Annotated in this window: 18 protein-coding genes and 1 pseudogene; 7 read left to right on the plus strand and 12 right to left on the minus strand. The window is 64.8% G+C overall.

All coding sequences use genetic code 11. The annotated features are described in order from the left end of the window. Nucleotides 1-32: 32 nt before the first annotated feature. On the minus strand, nt 33-191 hold the full coding sequence (locus WIN67_RS30765) for a hypothetical protein (protein WP_181433940.1): 159 nt from the start codon (nt 189-191) through the stop codon (nt 33-35). A gap of 470 nt (nt 192-661) precedes the next feature. Here WIN67_RS30765 and WIN67_RS30770 point away from each other — a divergent pair, with 470 nt between their 5' ends. From WIN67_RS30770 to WIN67_RS30795, 6 genes are read left to right on the plus strand one after another with little or no spacing between them, the layout of a single operon-like run. After that, nucleotides 662-1,285 (plus strand): CDP-alcohol phosphatidyltransferase family protein, encoded by a 624-nt coding sequence (locus WIN67_RS30770; protein ID WP_102881374.1) that lies wholly within the window; start codon nt 662-664, stop codon nt 1,283-1,285. Between the two features lie 10 nt (nt 1,286-1,295). Continuing rightward, nucleotides 1,296-3,053 carry a bifunctional alpha/beta hydrolase/class I SAM-dependent methyltransferase gene (locus WIN67_RS30775; protein ID WP_339070451.1) on the plus strand — a complete coding sequence of 586 codons (1,758 nt, stop codon included), beginning with the start codon at nt 1,296-1,298 and terminating at the stop codon, nt 3,051-3,053. Next, nucleotides 3,053-4,399, plus strand: coding sequence for a phosphatase PAP2/dual specificity phosphatase family protein (locus WIN67_RS30780; protein WP_339070452.1), 1,347 nt, complete (start codon nt 3,053-3,055; stop codon nt 4,397-4,399). Before WIN67_RS30775 ends, WIN67_RS30780 begins: the two co-directional genes overlap by 1 nt. Further along, on the plus strand, nt 4,389-4,844 hold the full coding sequence (locus WIN67_RS30785) for a hypothetical protein (protein ID WP_339070453.1): 456 nt from the start codon (nt 4,389-4,391) through the stop codon (nt 4,842-4,844). Before WIN67_RS30780 ends, WIN67_RS30785 begins: the two co-directional genes overlap by 11 nt. A 9-nt stretch (nt 4,845-4,853) precedes the next feature. Beyond that, a complete protein-coding gene (locus WIN67_RS30790; protein WP_339070454.1) occupies nt 4,854-5,477 on the plus strand; it encodes a lysophospholipid acyltransferase family protein in 624 nt (207 codons plus the stop codon). Nucleotide 5,478: 1 nt separating this feature from the next. Next, nucleotides 5,479-6,411 carry a phosphatidate cytidylyltransferase gene (locus WIN67_RS30795; RefSeq protein ID WP_102881378.1) on the plus strand — a complete coding sequence of 311 codons (933 nt, stop codon included), beginning with the start codon at nt 5,479-5,481 and terminating at the stop codon, nt 6,409-6,411. Between the two features lie 75 nt (nt 6,412-6,486). On the opposite strand, the gene WIN67_RS30800 is transcribed toward WIN67_RS30795, so the two are convergent. Continuing rightward, nucleotides 6,487-6,960 (minus strand): Lrp/AsnC family transcriptional regulator, encoded by a 474-nt coding sequence (locus WIN67_RS30800; RefSeq protein WP_011064366.1) that lies wholly within the window; start codon nt 6,958-6,960, stop codon nt 6,487-6,489. A 160-nt stretch (nt 6,961-7,120) separates the two neighbouring features. Here WIN67_RS30800 and WIN67_RS30805 point away from each other — a divergent pair, with 160 nt between their 5' ends. Continuing rightward, nucleotides 7,121-7,735: a LysE family translocator gene (locus tag WIN67_RS30805; protein WP_222933553.1), complete on the plus strand. Its 615-nt coding sequence runs from the start codon at nt 7,121-7,123 to the stop codon at nt 7,733-7,735. 221 nt (nt 7,736-7,956) lie between these two features. Here WIN67_RS30805 and WIN67_RS30810 read toward each other — a convergent pair whose 3' ends face one another. The 10 genes and pseudogenes from WIN67_RS30810 to WIN67_RS30855 form a co-directional block, all read right to left on the minus strand. Further along, a complete protein-coding gene (locus WIN67_RS30810) occupies nt 7,957-10,092 on the minus strand; it encodes a hypothetical protein (protein WP_339070455.1) in 2,136 nt (711 codons plus the stop codon). Next, nucleotides 10,079-11,281, minus strand: a complete 1,203-nt coding sequence (locus WIN67_RS30815; RefSeq protein ID WP_170001385.1) for a DUF3142 domain-containing protein — start codon at nt 11,279-11,281, stop codon at nt 10,079-10,081. Before WIN67_RS30815 ends, WIN67_RS30810 begins: the two co-directional genes overlap by 14 nt. A 156-nt stretch (nt 11,282-11,437) precedes the next feature. Next, nucleotides 11,438-12,313: pseudogene (locus tag WIN67_RS30820) on the minus strand (pyridoxamine 5'-phosphate oxidase family protein); the annotation flags it as partial. 25 nt (nt 12,314-12,338) lie between these two features. Then, nucleotides 12,339-12,968 (minus strand): glutathione S-transferase family protein, encoded by a 630-nt coding sequence (locus WIN67_RS30825; RefSeq protein ID WP_410897017.1) that lies wholly within the window; start codon nt 12,966-12,968, stop codon nt 12,339-12,341. 125 nt (nt 12,969-13,093) lie between these two features. Continuing rightward, complete coding sequence (locus WIN67_RS30830) at nt 13,094-13,996, minus strand: LysR family transcriptional regulator (protein WP_102881384.1); 903 nt, start codon at nt 13,994-13,996, stop codon at nt 13,094-13,096. Between the two features lie 70 nt (nt 13,997-14,066). Then, nucleotides 14,067-14,387 carry a hypothetical protein gene (locus tag WIN67_RS30835; protein WP_102862408.1) on the minus strand — a complete coding sequence of 107 codons (321 nt, stop codon included), beginning with the start codon at nt 14,385-14,387 and terminating at the stop codon, nt 14,067-14,069. A 98-nt stretch (nt 14,388-14,485) separates the two neighbouring features. After that, on the minus strand, nt 14,486-16,318 hold the full coding sequence (gene glmS / locus WIN67_RS30840) for a glutamine--fructose-6-phosphate transaminase (isomerizing) (RefSeq protein WP_110594160.1): 1,833 nt from the start codon (nt 16,316-16,318) through the stop codon (nt 14,486-14,488). A gap of 10 nt (nt 16,319-16,328) precedes the next feature. Continuing rightward, the gene (locus WIN67_RS30845; protein WP_102862410.1) at nt 16,329-17,096 is read right to left on the minus strand and encodes a DeoR/GlpR family DNA-binding transcription regulator; all 768 of its coding nucleotides are present in this window, start codon (nt 17,094-17,096) and stop codon (nt 16,329-16,331) included. 187 nt (nt 17,097-17,283) lie between these two features. Then, a complete protein-coding gene (gene glmU / locus WIN67_RS30850) occupies nt 17,284-18,651 on the minus strand; it encodes a bifunctional UDP-N-acetylglucosamine diphosphorylase/glucosamine-1-phosphate N-acetyltransferase GlmU (RefSeq protein ID WP_123390167.1) in 1,368 nt (455 codons plus the stop codon). Between the two features lie 115 nt (nt 18,652-18,766). Then, nucleotides 18,767-19,192, minus strand: coding sequence for a F0F1 ATP synthase subunit epsilon (locus WIN67_RS30855; RefSeq protein ID WP_011064380.1), 426 nt, complete (start codon nt 19,190-19,192; stop codon nt 18,767-18,769). Nucleotides 19,193-19,229: the final 37 nt, after the last annotated feature.

A 19,229-nucleotide genomic window follows, 5' to 3' on the forward strand; every position in this document is an offset into this window, starting at 1 on the left:
GCCTTTCGCCGGTAACCCGGCAGCTACAGGCTTCAGCAACGGCTCCTGAAACCGCAGCAGGTGCCGCGGGTCAGCAGCACACACACCGCAGCAGCCAGTACCTCGACAGCAAACAGAGCGATAAACGCCAGACGACCGGCGGGAATCCACGGGCTACCCAATTCATGTGTTCCACGTGGAACCTTACTCATGACTGCGATCCGGATGCTTTGCTCGGCAGGCTCGGCGGACCATCCACCAGTACCCGGAACTGCGCGCCGATCAATACCGCCAGGCGCGCCGGCGCTGCGGATAACGCTGGGACAATGCGTTGCGGTATAAGCCATCGAGTGATTTTTTTGTCGCACGCCATGCCTTTTCATCTACGGCGTGCGTCGTAGTCTCTGTACGAACAGTTTTGAGACGAAGGTCAGGCAAGGCGAAAACGGTCGAGGAACGGCCGGGGTCGCGTTCGACTTTACGGGGTGTAAATGAGCATTCCGATCGGACTCGCGCACGAGACCGTTTTCAACGCAGCATCACCGAGTATCCAGGCTTTTCGTACAGAGCCCAGACACCACTGGCAGCCAGTTGCTCACGCAGAAACTTCTGATGTCAGCCCCTGGCATTTATGGCAATAATCCAGCCCTGCTCACCGCGTGCGACAAGGAACCGTCCCATCATGCTCTCGATTTACCAGCTCAAACCGCGCTTTCAGAACTTGCTGCGGCCGTTGGTGCAGCGCCTGTACGACAACGGCACCACGGCCAACCAGATCACCGTCCTGGCCGCCGTCATCTCACTCCTGGTCGGCACCGTCATCGCCCTGTTCGCCAGCCACACCTGGCTGTTCGCCCTGATTCCGCTGTGGATGATCCTGCGCATGGCGCTCAATGCCATTGACGGCATGCTGGCCCGGGAATTCGGCCAGCAATCGCGCCTGGGTGCCTACCTCAATGAACTGTGCGACGTGGTCGCCGACAGCGCCCTGATCCTGCCCTTCGCCCTGCTCCCGGGCGTCAGCCTGCTGCTGGTGCTGGCGGTGACCCTATTGGCGCTGTTCAGCGAATACGCCGGGGTGCTCGGGCCGATGGTCGGCGCCTCACGGCGCTACGACGGGCCCATGGGCAAAAGCGACCGCGCCTTCATCCTCGGCGTGCTGGCCACCGGCATCGCCCTGGGCTGGCTCGGCGCCCTGTGGATCAACGGCGTGTTGGCACTGGTCGCCGCACTGCTGGTCTACACCCTGATCAATCGGGTCCGCCAGGGCCTCAAAGAAGTTCAGCACAACGCTCCCTCTGCATAAGGAAATGGTAATGCGCGACGCTCAACACCAGACGTTCCGGACCCATGACGGCGTCGAACTGTTTTACCGCCACTGGCCGGCCACCGAGGTGGCCCCAGGCGAACCGCGGCAGGCGGTGATGCTGTTTCATCGCGGTCACGAACACTCCGGGCGCATTGCCCATCTGGTGGACGAGCTGAACCTGCCGCAGGTCGACTTCTTCGCCTGGGACGCCCGTGGCCATGGCCAATCGCCGGGCGCCCGGGGCGACAGCCCGAGCTTCGCCACCAGCGTGCGTGACGTGCAGACCTTCTGCGACCACCTGGACAGCGCCCACGGCATCGACGAAGAAAACATCGCCGTGGTGGCTCAGAGCGTCGGCGCGGTGATCGCCTCCACCTGGGTCCACGACTACGCCCCACGGATTCGCTCCCTGGTGCTGGCCTCGCCGGCATTCAAGGTCAAGCTGTACGTGCCTTTCGCCCGCCCGGGCCTGGCCCTGATGCGGCGCTTTCGCGGCAACTTCTTCGTCAACAGCTACGTCAAGGCGCGCTTCTTGAGCCACGACCCGGAACGGGTCCACAGCTACGACGCCGACCCGCTGATCACCAAGGCGATCTCGGTCAACGTGCTGCTGGGCCTGTATGAAGCAGCCGACCGGGTAGTAGCCGATGCCCAGGCCATTCAGGTGCCGACCCAACTGCTGATCTCCGGCTCGGACTTCGTGGTGCACCGCAAGCCCCAGGAGCAGTTCTTCGAACGCCTGGGCAGCCTGCACAAGGAAAAACACATCCTCCCGGGCTTCTTCCACGACACCCTGGGAGAAAAGAACCGCGCGCCGGCCATGGCCAGCATCCGCCGCTTCATCCTGCAGAACTTCGCCCGCCCGCTGAACCGCCCTGCCCTGCTGGACGCCGACCGCCTGGGCGTGACCTGCGCCGAGTCCGAAGCCCTGGCCGCGCCGCTGCCCCACAACTCCCTGCGCGACCTGTACTGGCGCGCCACCCGCGCCAGCATGCGCCTGGGCAGCCAGCTGTCGGCGGGGGTCAAGCTGGGCTTCGACACCGGCTTCGACTCCGGCAGCACCCTGGACTACGTCTACCGCAACCAGCCCACCGGGCATTCCGCCCTGGGCCGGCTGATTGACCAGAACTACCTGAACTCCATCGGCTGGCGCGGCATTCGCCAGCGCAAGCTGCACGTGGAAGAGTTGCTGCGCCAGGCCATGGAAAAGCTCCGTGAGCAGGACAGCGAAGTGCGCATCGTCGACATCGCCGCCGGCCACGGCCGCTACATCCTCGAAGCCCTGCAAGGGGTCAGCCCGCTGCCGGAATCGATCCTGCTGCGCGACTACAGCGACATCAACGTGCGCGACGGCAGTGCCCTGATCCAGGAAAAGGGCCTGGGTGACATCGCGCGCTTCGTCAAAGGCAACGCCTTCGACCGTGAGGACCTCGCCGCCCTTGATCCCAAGCCGACCCTGGCGGTGGTCTCCGGGCTCTATGAACTGTTCGCCGACAACCAGATGGTCGGCGGTTCCCTGGCGGGGCTGGCCAGCGCCGTGGAACCCGGCGGCTACCTGGTGTACACAGGCCAGCCGTGGCACCCGCAACTGGAACTGATCGCCCGCGCCCTGACCAGCCACCGCGAAGGCCAAGCCTGGGTCATGCGCCGCCGCACCCAGGCGGAAATGGATCAGCTGGTGGAGGCCGCGGGCTTTCGCAAGATCACCATGCGCGTGGATGAGTGGGGGATCTTCAGCGTGTCCCTGGCGCAACGGGTGCAATGATGAGCGCAGGCGCCTTGCCGGCGCGGGAGCCAGGCCTGCTGAAACCGGCGGTGCTCTGGCTGCTGCTCTTGGCACCGCTGTTCTTCAGCACCTACGGCTTCGCCACCTGGGTCACCGCGCAACGGGACGACGTCGGCAGTCTGGTCTTCGACTGGGAGCGGCATATGCCGTTCTGGGCCTGGACCATCGTGCCCTACTGGTCCATCGACCTGCTCTACGGCTTCTCCCTGCTGCTGCCGCGCAGCCGGGACGAGCTCAAGCGCCACGCTCTGCGCCTGCTCACCGCCCAGGTGATTGCGGTCAGTTGCTTCCTGCTCTGGCCGCTGCGCTTCACCTTTGCCCGGCCAGAGCTGGACGGGGTGTTCGGCTGGCTGTTCGAGGTGCTGGCCGGCTTCGACAAACCCTTCAACCAGGCCCCTTCCCTGCACATCGCGCTGCTGGTGGTGCTGTGGGTCTGCTACGCCCGGCATAGCCAGGGCTTCTGGCGCTGGCTGGTGCATGGCTGGTTCGGCTTGATCGGGGTGTCGGTGCTCACCACTTATCAACACCACTTTGTCGATGTGCCCACCGGCGCCCTGGCCGGCTGGCTGTGCGTCTGGCTGTGGCCGCTGGATCGCCCCAGCCCGCTGTTCAGCGCACAACGGGCTCAGGACCCGCGGCGCCGCCAACTGGCCTGGCGCTACGCCCTGGGCGCGGGGCTATTGGCGGTGGCCGCCTTCACCTGGGGCGGCACCGGGCTGTGGTTGATCTGGCCCGCCGTGGCGCTGTTGCTGGTGGCCCTGAACTACGCGCTGCTCGGCGCCGCAGGGTTCCAGAAACGCGAGGACGGACGCTTGAGCCCCGCCGCCCGCTGGTTGCTGGCGCCCTATCTGGCAGCGGCCTGGATCAACTCGCGGCTGTGGACAAAAAAACATCCACAGCCGGATCAGGTTGTGGATAACGTCTGGCTCGGCCGCCTGCCCACCCCAGCCGAGCTCAAGGACAGCCCCTTTGTCGCGGTGCTCGACCTGTGCGCCGAGCTGTCCCTGGACCGCCGTGGCTTGCAGGCCTACCAGAGCCTGCCGGTACTGGACCTGTGTGCCCTCAGCCCCGAGCAGTGCCTGGCTGCGGCGCAAGCCGTTGAACGCCTGCGCCAGCAAGGCCCGCTGCTGGTGTGCTGCGCCCTGGGCTATTCCCGCAGTGCCACGGCCATTGCCGCCTGGCTGCTGCACAGCGGCCGCGCCGCCACCGTGGACGCGGCCATCGTGCAGATCCAGCGGGCACGCCCGCAGATCGTCCTGCAAGCGGCCCATCGGCAGGCGCTGGAAACCCTGATCAGTAGCAAGAGAGCGGCCCATGTCCAGTGAGATGCAGCTCTACAGCGTCGCCAGCCTGCTGCGCCGGGGCCGGGCCCTGGATCAGTTATCCACAGGCCTGACCCTGCTGGGCGCCCTGTATGGCCTGGGCCAGTACCTGCTGGCCAGTGTCAGCCTGGGAGGCCTGATCATCAGCCTCGCCCTGGTGCTGCTGGGGCTGGTGGAAAAGTACCTGGCGCTGCGCGTGGCCTTCGACGCCGACCTGTTTCAGCGCGTGGCCGATGGCCCCGCGTCCCTCGAACACAGCACCCAGGCCCTGGATCAGGCCCTGAGCGCCCTCGGCCTGCAACCTGCGCAGCGCGGCGGCAGGCCCTGGAACGAACGCAGCCGCGGTGCCCTGGGCCTGCTGCGCCGCCAGGCGTTGCTGCTGGCGGCACAAGTGCTGGTGCTGTTGAGCTTGATCCTGGCCAGCCCCTGGCTGACCTTCGCCGGATAAGGAATGCCCATGTTCGAACCCCTGGTTGCCAACCTCATCACCTCCGCCGCCCGCAGCATCACTGGCGCCCGCAGCCTGTGGCTCGGCTCCGCGCCGCGACCGGTGCAGCGGATCTACTTCGCCAACCACAGCAGCCACGGCGACTTCGTGCTGCTCTGGGCCTCGCTGCCGCCGGCCCTGCGCAAACTGACCCGGCCCGTGGCCGGTGCCGACTACTGGCACAAAAGCGCCCTGCGCCGCTACATCATCAACCGGGTGTTCAACGGCGTGCTGATCGACCGCGAGCGCAAGGAGGCTGTGGATAACAATCCGCTGCAGCCGATGCTCGATGCCATGGACAACGGCGACTCGCTGATCATCTTTCCGGAGGGCACGCGCAACCTGGAAGACGGCCTGCTGCCGTTCAAGAGCGGGATCTACCACCTGGCCAAACGTTATCCACAGGTGGAGGTGATTCCGGTGTGGATCGCCAACCTCAACCGGGTCATGCCCAAGGGTCGCTTCCTGCCCCTGCCCCTGCTGTGCACCACCAGCTTCGGTGCGCCACTGACCCTGGAAGAGGATGAAAGCAAGGAACACTTTCTCGAACGCAGCCGCGCCGCGCTGCTGGCCATGGCTCCGGAGCACAGCTGAAATGGATAAGCAGACCCTGATGTTGTTCGGCGGCATCGGCGCCATTCTGGTGCTGGCCTCGCTGATCGGTTTCATCCTCAAGTGGCGCACCCGCGGCGCGCCCAACCCGGTGATCGACAACCTCAATGCGCGGATCAATGCCTGGTGGGTGATGGTGCTGGTGATCGGCATCGCCTTCTGGCTCGGCACGGCGGCGGTGATCCTGCTGTTCTACGCGGTGTCGTTCTACGCCCTGCGCGAATTCCTCACCCTGACCCCGACCCGGCGCAGCGACTACCCGGCCCTGGTGGCGGCCTTCTACCTGGCCCTGCCCCTGCAGTACCTGCTGATCTACTCCGACTGGTACGGATTGTTCTCGATCTTCATCCCGGTCTACGTCTTCCTGCTGCTGCCGATCCTGGCGTCCCTGGGGGGCGACAGCACGCACTTTCTGGAACGCGCCTCCAAGGTTCAGTGGGGGCTGATGATCGCGGTGTTCTGCGTGTCCTTCGTGCCGGCCCTGCTGACCCTGGACATCGCCGGCTACGAAGGCCGCAACCTGTTGCTGATCGCCTATCTGGTGATCGTGGTGCAGCTCTCGGATGTGCTGCAGTACGTCTGTGGAAAACTCTTCGGCAAACGCAAGATCGCCCCCAACCTGTCACCGTCCAAGACCGTCGAAGGCTTTGTCGGCGGCATCCTCCTGGCGTCCTTGATCGGCGGCGCGCTGTTCTGGATCACCCCGTTCAACATCTGGCAGTCGTTCCTGATCGCCCTGCTGATCAACCTGCTGGGCTTTGCCGGCGGCATCGTCATGTCGGCGATCAAGCGCGACCGCGGGGTCAAGGACTGGGGACACATGATCGAAGGCCACGGCGGCATGCTCGATCGCCTGGATTCGGTGTGCTTCGCCGCGCCGATCTTCTTCCACCTGGTGCGCTACTGGTGGACCTGAGACAGGTCCACCAGTAGCGGGTTTGCGCCCGTTACGCGGTCATGCGCGAACAAACGCCCCGGCCAGCGCTGTTGATCACCCCGGTAGATGCCCCAATGGCAGGGGCCCCGGGGTTTTCACCGTATGAATGGCGAAGTTACTGCGGATATCGCTGACCCCGGGGATCTTCAGCAAGTGGCCAGTGAGGAAACGGTCGTAACCGCGCAGATCCGGGACCACCACCTGCAGCAGGAAGTCCGATTCGCCGGAGACCAGGAACGCCGAGATCACTTCCGGCAACTGCAACACCGCCTGGCGGAAGGCTTCGGCCTCGGCGTCGTTGTGCCGTTCCACCTTGACCCCGACGAACACCGTCAGCCCCAGCCCCACTTCATCCCGGTCCAGGGTCGCCTGGTAGCCACGGATCACCCCCGCCTCCTCCAGCATGCGCACCCGGCGCAAACAGGGTGACGGCGACAGGCCGATCTCCTCGGCCAGTTGCACATTGCTCAGGCGGCCGTCGCGCTGCAGGGCAGCGAGGATCTTACGGTCGTAGGCATCGAGTTTCATGTTTGGCATATCCGGATGGTCACTCCATTGAAAGTTGGAAGATTATGCCAATTTTCACCGCCTTGCTGGTTGATTACGCAAGCACCTGCCCGCCCCTGTGGCCCTAAACTGGGCGCACCGACTCGACAACGAATGGGGGTGCAAGGTGGCGCAACTGTGGATGTATTTCCTGGCTCTGGCGGTGGTCTACCTGCTGCCCGGGCCTGACATGATCCTGCTGCTGCAGACCGGTGCCCGCCAGGGCAAGGCCCAGGCGCTGGCCACGGCCCTGGGGCTGGCTGTCTCCCGCGGCTGTCATGTGGCCCTGGCCGCCCTGGGCCTGGCGGCGCTGTTCAAGGCCGCCCCCTGGACCTTCGACGTGGTACGCCTGGCGGGCGCCGCCTACCTGCTGTGGATCGGTATCCAGTGCCTGCGGGCCAACCTCCTGCCCAACCTCGACAGCGCCGGCACGGCGGCCACGCCCCTGCGCTGGCGCCAGGCGATTCAGCGCGGCCTGCTGACCAACCTGCTGAACCCCAAGGCATTGCTGTTCTGCTCGGTGCTGCTGCCGCAGTTCATCGATCCCCAGGCCGGCGCGGTAGCCCCCCAATTCGTCACCCTGGGTGTGTTGCTGGTGGCGGTGGGCGGGCTGTTCGACTGCTGCTACGCCCTGGCCGGTGCCGGGCTGGGCCGCTGGATGCAGCGCAGCCCCTCGGCGCAACGTTTGCAGCAATGGCTGTTTGGCAGCCTGCTGATCGGCTTTGCCTTGCGCCTGACATTCGTCCAGCAGGCCTGACGGGCCCAAGGATCGCCGCCACTTCGATCTCTGCTACACCGATCTCTGCTGCAGCGATCTCTGTAGCCGCTGCTGAGCCATAGCGAAGCTGCGAAAAGGCCCAAAGGGCCTTGCCTGGCAATCTCCCGACAGCATGCGCACGCCCCAACAATCGCCGCGACCGCTGCGTCGGAGTGCCGCCCAGCTCGTTCGCAGCCTGCGGCAGCGGCTACAGGTCTTGTTTAGGCCTTTTGGACGCGGCGGCGCCACAGCCAATAGGCAGCCCCGAGCACCACGCCGGCCCCCGCCCCCGTCGCCAGCTTGTGCTCGCTCATCGCCGTGCGCGAGGCCGACAGCCACTGGGTCAGGTAGCGCTTGTTGGCGCTACCGAAGTCCGGCTCCTGGCAGTTCATGCCAAAGTTGCCGGCCCACTCCACAAAGGGACCGTTTTCCACGTAGTGCCGGTAGTAGGTGATCTCCGCATCGCTGCCCCGGGTCCAGCGCGCCGCCTTGCACAGCACCGCGGCATAGGCCTGGCTGGTGTGAGGCAGGAAGTCCGCGGCCTGGTTGCCCAGTTCCCCGGCCAGGTAGCGGTAGTGGTAACGCACGTCGGGCGCGGCGGTGGTGGCTTGCTGACGCTGCACTTCATCGGCGCTGACAAAGGGCCCGGCCTGCACCGGCGGGATCTCCAGGCTGTAGCTGCCCCAGAGGCTGTGATAGTCCGGGCCCATTTCGTAACCCAGGATCTCCATCCCCGAGGCACGGGCCAGCTTGCCGGCCTGGTAATAGGCCTCTGCCCGACGCGTGGGCAACCAGGCCGACTCGGCGCTGCGCCGGTACTCACCGTAAGCCTTGGCGATGGCCTGGCGCTCCGGGCTGTCGAAGTAGCCCCAACCCTCTTCGTAGCGGCCTTCGCGCAGCAGGCGCCGGCCGAGCAATTCGCGCACCTGGGCGGCAATCGGCAGGGTTTCGTAGTAGGCGTCCGGCTGCTTGGGCGTCGGCGGCGGTGCGGGCACCTGGGTATCGACGAACTGCTTGAGTTCATCCAGGGTCAGCACCCGCTCCGCCACAGTGGCTGCGTCGTGCCAGTAGATGTCGCCGCTGCGGTAGAGCAGCTCGAAGGCTTGCACGTAGTCGCCACGATCCAGGGCCAGCAGGGCGCTTTCGCCTTCGACCCGGCAACCGGGCTTGAGGTCTTCGTAATTGCCGTCGTAATCACCGCGAAAGCCCCAGCTCTCGTCTCGGGGGAAGGCCGCGGCGGCCTTGGCGTATGCGGCGGCAGCAGCCACCTTGTCGCCATCACGCAGGGCCATCTTGGCCCGCAACCACCAGGCCAGGCCGCCATCGCCGGCATGCTCGAGCAACCGCTGGGCGGTGGCGAAATCGCCATTCTGATAATTCAGCGCCGCCAGCCGGTCGGCGTTGTCGAAGCTGCCCGCAGTGCCCTGGCTCAGCAGCTTGATCAGTTTCACCTCCGACTCGGGCCGCTCGCCAAAGGACCAGGCCTGGTGCGAGATCAAGGAGGCGGTGAGCAAGCGGGCTACGGAAGGATGCTTGAGCTGCTCCAGCAACTGCGCGTCCGGCAGGCCGCTCAATTCGCCCACCACCTGCTTCAGGGAGCTGTAGCCGACCTCCGAACCCAGCTGGTTCTGGACGGCATACAGATCGATGGCCTGGCTCCAGTCGTTCTGATCCTTGAGGATGCGGGCCTCCTCCCCCAGGCTGGCGACGCCCAGGCCCAGGGGGTCGCTGAAGGCGTCGATGCTCAGCTGACGGGTCTGGGCGAACGCCTGGCGCGCCGACTGGCGCATGTCGTGCCGGCCCTGATCGTCCAGCTCGTTGGCTTGCTCGCTGATAAAGGACAGGGCCCGCCCCAGGGAATAGGCCGCCCAGGTACTGCGCAGGGCGCGTTGCTCGGCGGGCAGCGCCAGCACCTTGCGGAAATACTCCGCCGCCAACTCATGATCCCCGGCGCTGAAGGCCACGGCGCCCGCGGTGTAGAGCTTGATCTCCAGCGGCAGGCTGGCCCCTTGTTGCTCCGCCACGCGTGCGTCATTGAGCTTGCGCAGCTGGCCGACCAGGGTTTGCTGAGCCTGGTCCAGCCCTTGCTGTTCGGCCCAGTTACGCTCTTGCACCGAATAGCTGTCAGGCAGGCTGTAATCGACACTGAAACCATTCTTGGCGACCGGCATGAGCCCGACGATGGGCTGACCCAGGCGGCTGATCTCGAACTGGAAACTGCCTTCGGGCAGCTGCGCCAGCGTCTGTGGCCGGTCGTCCAGCAGGCGCATGGGGAAAGTCGGTCCGCAGGCCAGGGCCGGAGCCAGGGGCAGGCACAGGCTCAGGCACAGCAGGTGACGGGATCTAGGGACGAACATGCGCAGCTCCTTGGTCAATTTTTGTACAGCGGGCCCAGCCCACGGCGCGGCTGGCACCTGCGGCCAGGCGGCCGCTCTGTTGCCGGGTCAACCGCAGTTGGCCGTCGCGCAGCTGCGCGGCATAGCCGCCCAGCCCGTCGAATCCGTCGCATTGGGCAACGGCCAGGGTCAGTTGTTCAGGCAAGGGCTGATCGAGGTTGCCCGCGTTGCTCAAGCGGATGTCGAACAGGCCGTCCTGTTCCTCCAGGCGGATGCCCAGTTGGCCGGCCAGGGCATCGCCCCGGGCCACCGCCCGCAGGGTCTCCAGGCTCCAGGCCCGCACATCGCCCTTGAGGGGCAGGCGAAACCAGATCAGGCCGGCCAGATGCGGCGGCGGGTCGTTGCGCAGGGTTCTGGCCAACTGGCTCAGTTGCTCGGGGTCGGCCATCAGCTCCTGGCGCTGACCGCGCCGTCGCAGCGGCGCCTCGCTTTCCACCAGGGGCGCGCCTTCGGCAGCGGGGAGCAAGGCGACGCCGTAGGCGGGCAAGGCCAGATAGAAGGGTTTGTCGCTGATGCGCGCCCAACGCCTGGCCCACTGTTCGGCTTGTCGTGGGTCGAACAGGCCCTGCCGAGGATCACTCACGGCGTGCACCTGCAGCACGCTGCTGTCGACCTTGGCCAGCAGGCCCGGCAACTCGCGACTGTCGAGCCAGGCCGGCAAGGCGGTGATGCTCAGGGCCAGGTGGCTCGGCAGTACAGCCCGCAAGCGCTCAAGCAGCTTGGCGTAGGCGGGCAATCGCGCGCTGCCGGCATCGTGGTCGATCTCGATCCCGGTCAGGGTCAGGCCCTGCTCCTGCCAGTCCGTCAGCAGTTGCTGGACCTGACGGATGATTTCGTCCTGGTCCAGGGACGGCAGTTGCCCGTCGAGGCGGATCACCGCGATCAACGGCCGGGCATCCTGCTTGAGCAAGCCGGCGTCGATCCGCGCACGGCTCCAGCCAGCCTGTGGAAAAGCCTGCAGGGCCAGGACCCGGGCTGTGGAAAAGTCGGCCCGGGAACCGGCCAGGGCTTCGGCGTGGGCGGGCGTCCACTGCCGTTGCCAGATGTAGAGTTGTTGATCCAGAGGGGGGGCGTCTTCGTGGCGGCAGGCGCTGAGCAGCACCGGGCAAAGCAATAGGGCGAAGAGGCGGAGCAAGACCCGGGGCAGCATGAATCGTTGATTCCCTTTAACGCAACAAAGCCCCGGCGTGCCGGGCGCTCTGCAGATGATCAACCTTGAGATCGCGCCAGCCTACGCAGGGCCGCGGCTGGCGGCAATCGCTGGCGAGGACTTTTTTCTGCAGGCGCCCAGGGCCCGTTACAAGCCCCGCAGGGACAGGGCTGCCGGCCGCCGCACCAGCCGCTCCACGGTAAAGCGCCACACGCGCTCGGCCCCCTGGAAGGTGCTGACCAGCGGGCCGCCTAAGATGATTTCGGTACGCCCACTGAGTTGCAGCAACTCGCCACTGTGAAAGTCGATGAACAGCAAGCCCGCCCGGGGATTGAGCAGCAGGTTGCCCAGGGTATTGAAATGCAGGTTGCCGGCGAAATCCGGGATGGTCAGGCAGTTGCCTTCGACCCGAACGAACCCGGCCGGGCCGCCACGATGGGAGACATCTACCGCACGCTGGCCCTCCACATCGACATAGCTGGCGACAAAGAAGGTATCGGCGGCGCCGATCAGGGCCCGGGCCGCCGGGTCCAGGTCCTGTCGGTGCTGGGCCGGGCGGCTGACCGGATCGCTCAAGGGCACCCGTTGCAGATCGCGCAACTGGATGTAGCGCGGGCAGTTGCCAAACGACTGCTGCACCCTGAGGCAAAAGCCTCGGCTATCGAGCTCGCCGATACGACCGTTGAGACGATTGCGTCGCCGGGTATGCAGTTCGATCCCCAACAGGCCCACTGCCGCACCTTCCTGCAACTGCAGCGGATCATCGGCGGCCGGCAGGCTGGCAAGGCGCAGCAGGTTGGCTTGCGGGGCCTGGGCAAAACCGGGCGGACCTTCAAGCAGGCTCGCCCAGGGATCGCCGTGGGCATCCACCGCGCCCACCAGGATGAACGGCAGTTGTCCGAAGAACTGCTGGTGCTGCTCGGGCATGGCCGGACGGATGACTTTGGCGCCGAAGGCTTCCATGCGCTCGGCCACCCCAGCCTGGATCTGCAATTGCCGTTCGCCGGCATGCCAAGGTGAATGCGTGCTCATGTGGTGGCCTCCGCAGAGTGGCTCTTCAGGCGCTTTTCAAACCCGCCGCCGTGGATGGCATGGGGACAAAGCCGGGCAAGGCTTCAATACGCTGCAGCCAGGCCCGTACATGGAGGTAAGCGTCCAGGGACACGTTGCCTTCCGGGGCATGGGCGATGTAGCTGTAGCCCGCGACATCGGCAATAGTCGCCTGCTGCCCTACCAGGAAGGGCCGGCTCGCCAGCTCCTGATCCATGATCTTGAGCAGCGCGTGGGCACGGGCGATGACTTCCTCGGCATTGAACGAGGCGCCAAACACCGTGATCAACCGCGCCGCCGCCGGTCCAAAGGCGATCTGCCCCGCCGCCACCGACAGCCAGCGCTGCACCTGGGCCGCGCCCACCGGATCGCTGGGCAACCAGCGGCCCTGACCATAACGCTGGGCCAGATACACCAGGATCGCATTGGAATCGGCCAGCACCACGCCCTGGTCATCGATCACCGGCACTTGGCCAAAGACGTTGAGGGCGAGGAAGTCCGCCTGCTTGTGGGCCCCCTTGGCCAGGTCGACAAAGATGGTTTCGCTGGGCAGGTCCAGCAGGGACAGCATCAGCTCGACCCGATGGGCATGCCCGGAACGGGGAAAGTTGTAGAACTTGATCGGCAGCAGGGACATGGTCGACTCCGCGAACGAGGCGCGGTCGAAGTGCCGCGCTGGGAGCCCCATCTTGATCCCTGGGAAAAAACAACAGAATCACCAGAAATCGCAATCCATCCTTTCATCCAGCGCAATAACGCTGATCAAGGATTGAGCGATGGATGCTCACGCAGGGCCTGTACGGCGAAGTCGACAAAGCTGCGCACCCGCGCCGGCGCCTTGCGCCCGCCCTGGTACACCACATGGATCGGCAAGGGCGCCAGCTCGAAGGCCTGGAGGACAATTTCCAACTGCCCCGCCGCGACCTGGTCGGCAACCTGATAGGACAGCACCCGGGTCAGGCCCAACCCCAGACAGGCAGCGCTGATGGCTGCCTGGTTGGCACTCACCAGCAACCGCGGCTCGGGCCGAATGCTCAGGGGCCGACCGGCATCGTTGAACTGCCAGTTGCGCGCCTGGCCCACGGACGACGGCGCGATCACCGGCGCCTGGCGCAGGTCATCGGGATGCTGGGGACGGCCGTGGACGGCAAGAAACTCCGGCGCGGCGCAGACAACGCGGCGCACTTCGCCGACTCGGACGCTGTGCTGGCCACTGTCGGGCAACTCACCAATGCGTATCGCCACATCAATGCCCTCCTCCACCATGCTCGCCACCCGGTCCAGCAGCAGGGCGTTGACGCTGACCTGTGGATAACGTTGCAGGTAGCGCACCAGCAGCGGGGTGACGAAGAGGTCACCGAACAGCACCGGCGCAGTCAGGGTCAATTGGCCCCGGGGCTGGGCGTGGATGCCGGCGGCCGAAGCCTCGGCGTCCTGGACCTCGGCCAGAATGCGCCGGCAATCCTCCAGATAGCCTTGCCCGGCTTCACTCAGGTGCACGCTGCGAGTGGTGCGGATCAACAACTGAGTACCGATGCGCTGCTCCAGCGCGGCGACGGCGCGGGTCACACTGGCGGCCGACAGACTCAGGCGCCGAGCGGCAGCAGCGAAGCCTTGCTCCTGAGCGACGCAAACGAACACCTGCATTTCCTGGAACCTGTCCATGCCCTACCTCAGCTGCCGGCGCCTGCCCGGTGAGCGCCGCGAGCCAGCAGCATAATCCAGGGCTCCGGCTTCAGGGGATACACCAGGTGCCGACATCGTGCCGATCAAATCCCGGGCACGGGTTGTTCTTGGCAATCAGCCGGTAGGGCTGATCTTCGGCGTAGGAAAAATAGAAGTAGTAGTGCCGATCTTCCCCGTACAGCCAATAGGAAGAAGAACCCTGATTAATCAGGGTCGGCTCGAAGGTCCAGATGGAGGATTCGGCGGGAATGAAGTTGGCCCGATCCTTCAGCAGCAACAGGCTGTTGGACAGCACCGGGGTCAGCCCGCCCAGCAGCAGGACAACCAGCATCAGGACCAGCGTCCATCCATAAATCAAACGCAGTTTCATAGGTTTTCCACAGCTCAATAAAAAGTCCCGGCCTGTGCACAAGCCGGGACTTTCTGGGTGATGGGTTCACAGCCGCCTGGCAGGCAGCTGTGGATAACTCACTCCACGGTCACCGACTTGGCCAGGTTGCGCGGCTGGTCGACGTCGGTGCCCTTGAGCACGGCAACGTAGTAGGACAGCAGTTGCAGCGGGATGGTGTAGAGGATCGGCGAGAGGATGTCGTGGATGTGCGGCATCTGGATCACGTGGGTGCCTTCGCCATTGGTCATGCCGGCTTGTTCGTCGGCAAACACGATCAGCTCGCCGCCACGGGCACGCACTTCCTGCAGGTTGGATTTGAGTTTTTCCAACAGCTCGTTGTTCGGCGCCACAGTGACCACAGGCATATCGTTATCCACAAGGGCCAGGGGACCGTGCTTGAGCTCGCCGGCCGGGTAGGCTTCGGCGTGGATGTAGGAAATCTCCTTGAGCTTGAGCGAACCTTCCATCGCTACTGGGTACTGGGCGCCACGGCCGAGGAACAGGGTGTGGTGCTTGTCGGCGAACAGCTCGGCGGTCTTCTCCACTACGCCGTCCATGGCCAGGGCTTCGCCCAGGCGGATCGGCAGGCGGCGCAGTTCTTCTACCAGCTCGGCTTCGACGCCGGCGGCCAGGGTGCCACGTACCTGGCCCAGGGACAGGGTCAGCAATAGCAGGCCCACCAGTTGGGTGGTGAAGGCCTTGGTCGAGGCCACGCCGATTTCGCGACCGGCCTGGGTCAGCAGGGTCAGATCGGACTCGCGCACCAGGGAGCTGATGCCGACGTTGCAGATGGCCAGGCTGGCCAGGAAGCCCAGCTCTTTGGCGTTGCGCAAAGCCGCCAGGGTATCGGCGGTTTCGCCGGACTGGGAGATGGTCACGAACAGGGTGTCGGGCTGCACCACCACCTTGCGGTAGCGGAACTCGCTGGCCACTTCCACCTGGCAGGGGATGCCGGCCAGTTCTTCCAGCCAGTAACGGGCGACCATGCCGGCGTGATAGCTGGTGCCGCAGGCAACGATCTGCACATTGCGCACCTTGGCGAACAGCTCGGCGGCTTGTGGACCGAAGGCCTGCACCAGCACCTGATTGGCGCTCAGGCGACCTTCCAGGGTGCGCTGCACCACGGATGGCTGCTCGTGGATTTCCTTGAGCATGAAGTGACGAAACTCGCCCTTCTCCGCCGCTTCGGCGCCGTCGCGGTACTGCACTGCTTCGCGCTCAACCGCTTTGCCGTCGATGTCCCAGATCTGCACGCTGTCGCGGCGGATCTCGGCGATGTCGCCTTCTTCCAGGTACATGAAACGGTCGGTGACCTGGCGCAGGGCCAGTTGGTCGGAGGCGAGGAAGTTTTCCCCCAGGCCCAGACCGATCACCAGCGGGCTGCCGCTGCGGGCTGCCACCAGGCGGTCCGGCTGGCTGGCGCTGATCACCGCCAGGCCATAGGCACCGTGCAGTTCCTTGACGGTGGCCTTGAGGGCCACGGTGAGGTCACCCAGGTCCTTGAGCTTGTGGTTCAGCAGGTGGGCGATGACTTCGGTGTCGGTGTCCGAGGTGAACGCGTAGCCCAGGGCGCTGAGCTGCGCGCGCAGGGCTTCGTGGTTCTCGATGATGCCGTTGTGCACGATCGCCAGGTCGCCGGAGAAATGCGGGTGGGCATTACGCTCGCACGGCGCGCCGTGGGTGGCCCAGCGGGTGTGGGCGATGCCCAGGCGGCCGACCAGCGGCTCGCTGGCCAGGGCCTGTTCCAGTTCGCTGACCTTGCCCGGGCGGCGCATGCGCTCAAGCTTGCCGGCGTTGGTGTAGACCGCCACACCGGCGCTGTCGTAGCCGCGGTATTCGAGACGCTTGAGGCCTTCCAGCAAAATGGCGGTGATATTGCGTTCAGCAACGGCGCCAACAATTCCACACATGGTTTTTCTCCTAGCTGACAGCCGCGCAAATCAGAGTTATGCCGCGGGCCTGGATTTGGTCGCGGACCTCAAAGGGCAGGCGATCATCGGTAATAAGGGTATGGACGCTGCTCCATGGCAGCTCCAGGTTGGGAATCTTGCGGCCGATCTTGTCGGATTCGACCATCACCACCACTTCACGAGCCACTTCGGCCATGACCCGACTCAACCCCAGCAATTCGTTGAAAGTGGTGGTGCCGCGGGCCAGATCGATGCCGTCGGCACCGATAAACAGCTGGTCGAAGTCGTATGAGCGTAGAACCTGTTCAGCCACCTGGCCCTGAAAGGACTCGGAATGGGGGTCCCAGGTGCCGCCAGTCATCAACAGCACGGGTTCGTGCTCCAGCTCGCTCAGGGCGTTGGCCACATTCAGCGAGTTGGTCATCACCACCAGGCCGGGTTGCTGGCCGAGTTCGGGAATCATGGCGGCGGTGGTGCTGCCACTGTCGATGATGATTCGTGCGTGTTCCCGGATGCGCTGTACCGCGGCCCGGGCAATCGCCTGCTTGTAGAGGGACACCGGCTGGCCAAGGTCGCTGACCAGTTCCTGAGGCATGGTGATGGCGCCGCCGTAACGACGCAGCAGCAAGCCATTGCTTTCCAGAGCGGCCAGATCCTTTCGAATCGTAACTTCAGAGGTTTCGAAACGCTTGGCCAAAGCATCAACGCTCACTTCGCCCTGTTCATTGAGCAAGGCAAGGATATTGTGGCGGCGTTGGGGGGTATTGCGCTTCGACATGGCGGCTTAAGTTTCGATTCGAAAGATAACAGGCGCAATAAAAACCTATGATCGAAACTTCGTCAAGCGGGGGAGGTGAAAAAATCGCTGTTGTTGGGTTGGAAGTTATCCACATTCAGCCAGCCCCTACCGCTGAGCATAGGAACTGGCTGACCGGCGAACAGGTTCGCCGCGGTTGTGGATAACCTCAGTCTTTCTTGATCTTCTCCGGCCGCTTCCAGCCGTCGATGTTCTTCTGCCGGGCCCGACCCACTGCCAGTTGGGCTGGCGCCACGTTCTGGGTGATGGTGGAGCCGGCGGCCGTGGTAGCACCGGACAAGATATCCACAGGTGCCACCAGGGAGTTGTTGGACCCGATGAACACGTCTTCGCCCATGACAGTCTTGTGCTTGTTCACCCCGTCATAGTTGCAGGTGATGGTGCCAGCGCCGATGTTGGTGCGAGCACCGATCACCGCGTCACCCAGGTAAGTCAGGTGACCGGCCTTGGCGCCCTGGCCCAGGTGGGCATTCTTCAGTTCGACGAAGTTACCCACATGGGCACGGGCCTCCAGCACGGTGCCGGGGCGCAGACGGGCGAACGGGCCGGCATCGCTGCCCTCGCCCATTACCGCGCCGTCGAGGTGACTGTTAGCCTTGATCACCACGCCCTTGCGCAGGGTACTGTCCTTGATCACGCAATTAGGGCCGATCACCACGTCGTCCTCGATCACCACTCGGCCTTCGAGAATCACGTTGATGTCGATCAGCACGTCGCGGCCGACCGAGACTTCGCCGCGCACGTCGAAACGCGCGGGGTCACGGAGGGTCACGCCCTGGGCCATCAGCCGGCGCGCCGCGCGCAGCTGGTAGTGACGTTCCAGTTCCGCCAACTGCTTGCGGTCGTTGGCGCCCTGCACTTCCATGGCGTCGTGGGGCTGCTCGGTGGCGACAATCAGGCCGTCGCTGACCGCCATGGCGATCACGTCGGTGAGGTAGTACTCGCCCTGGGCGTTGTTGTTGGACAGGCGGCCGGTCCAGTCACCGAGGCGTTTGCCGGGCACCGCGAGAATCCCGGTGTTGCCTTCGGTGATCGCGCGCTGGGCTTCATTGGCATCCTTCTGCTCGACGATGGCGGTGACCTTGCCACTGGCGTCACGGACGATGCGCCCGTAGCCGGTCGGGTCATCCAGCTCGACGGTGAGCAGGCCCAGTTGTTCCGGACCCGCTTGCTTGAGCAGGCGCTGCAGGGTCTCGACTTCGATCAGTGGCACATCACCATAGAGGATCAGCACCGTGTCGGCGGTAATGAAAGGTACAGCCTGGGCCACCGCGTGGCCGGTGCCCAGTTGCTTGTCCTGCAACACGAAATTCAGGTCATCGGCCGCCAGGCGCTCACGCACCGCGTCCGCGCCGTGACCGATCACCACGTGGATGCGCTGTGGATCGAGTTGCCGGGCGCTGTGGATAACATGCCCGAGCATGGAGTTGCCGGCGACCGGGTGAAGCACCTTCGGCAGCGCCGAGCGCATACGAGTGCCTTGACCCGCGGCGAGGATAACGATTTCGAGAGACATGACTGGCTACCAATCCTGGGGGGCCGGCGACTGCGACCAAGGGGGGTGAATGGCGGAAAATAAAAAGGGTAGCCGAGGCTACCCTTTTTAATCAATCACACAGAAAGCCTGCGACTTAGCCGCCGAACTTCTTGCGGATCTGCTGGACGGTACGCAGCTGAGCTGCGGCCTCGGCCAGACGTGCAGCAGCAGAACCGTAGTCGAAATCTGCGCCTTTTTCATTCAGGGCCTTCTCAGCAGCCTTGACGGCTTCCTGAGCGGAGGCTTCGTCCAGGTCGGCAGCGCGTTGCACGGTATCGGCAAGAACCTTGACCATGTTCGGCTGAACCTCGAGGAAACCACCGGAGATGTAGAACACCTCGGCTTCCCCGCCCTGCTTGATCAAGCGGATCGGACCTGGCTTCAGGTTGGTGATCAGCGGTGCGTGACCCAGAGCGATACCAAGATCACCCAGTTCACCGTGCGCAACCACCATCTCCACCAGACCGGAGAAGATTTCCCCTTCCGCGCTGACGATATCGCAATGGACTGTCATAGCCATCTGCTTGCCTCAACCTAAATTAGCGCCCGTTGCCGGG

Origin of the sequence: Pseudomonas idahonensis (assembly GCF_037903935.1) — a bacterium.
GTDB lineage: Bacteria > Pseudomonadota > Gammaproteobacteria > Pseudomonadales > Pseudomonadaceae > Aquipseudomonas > Aquipseudomonas danubii.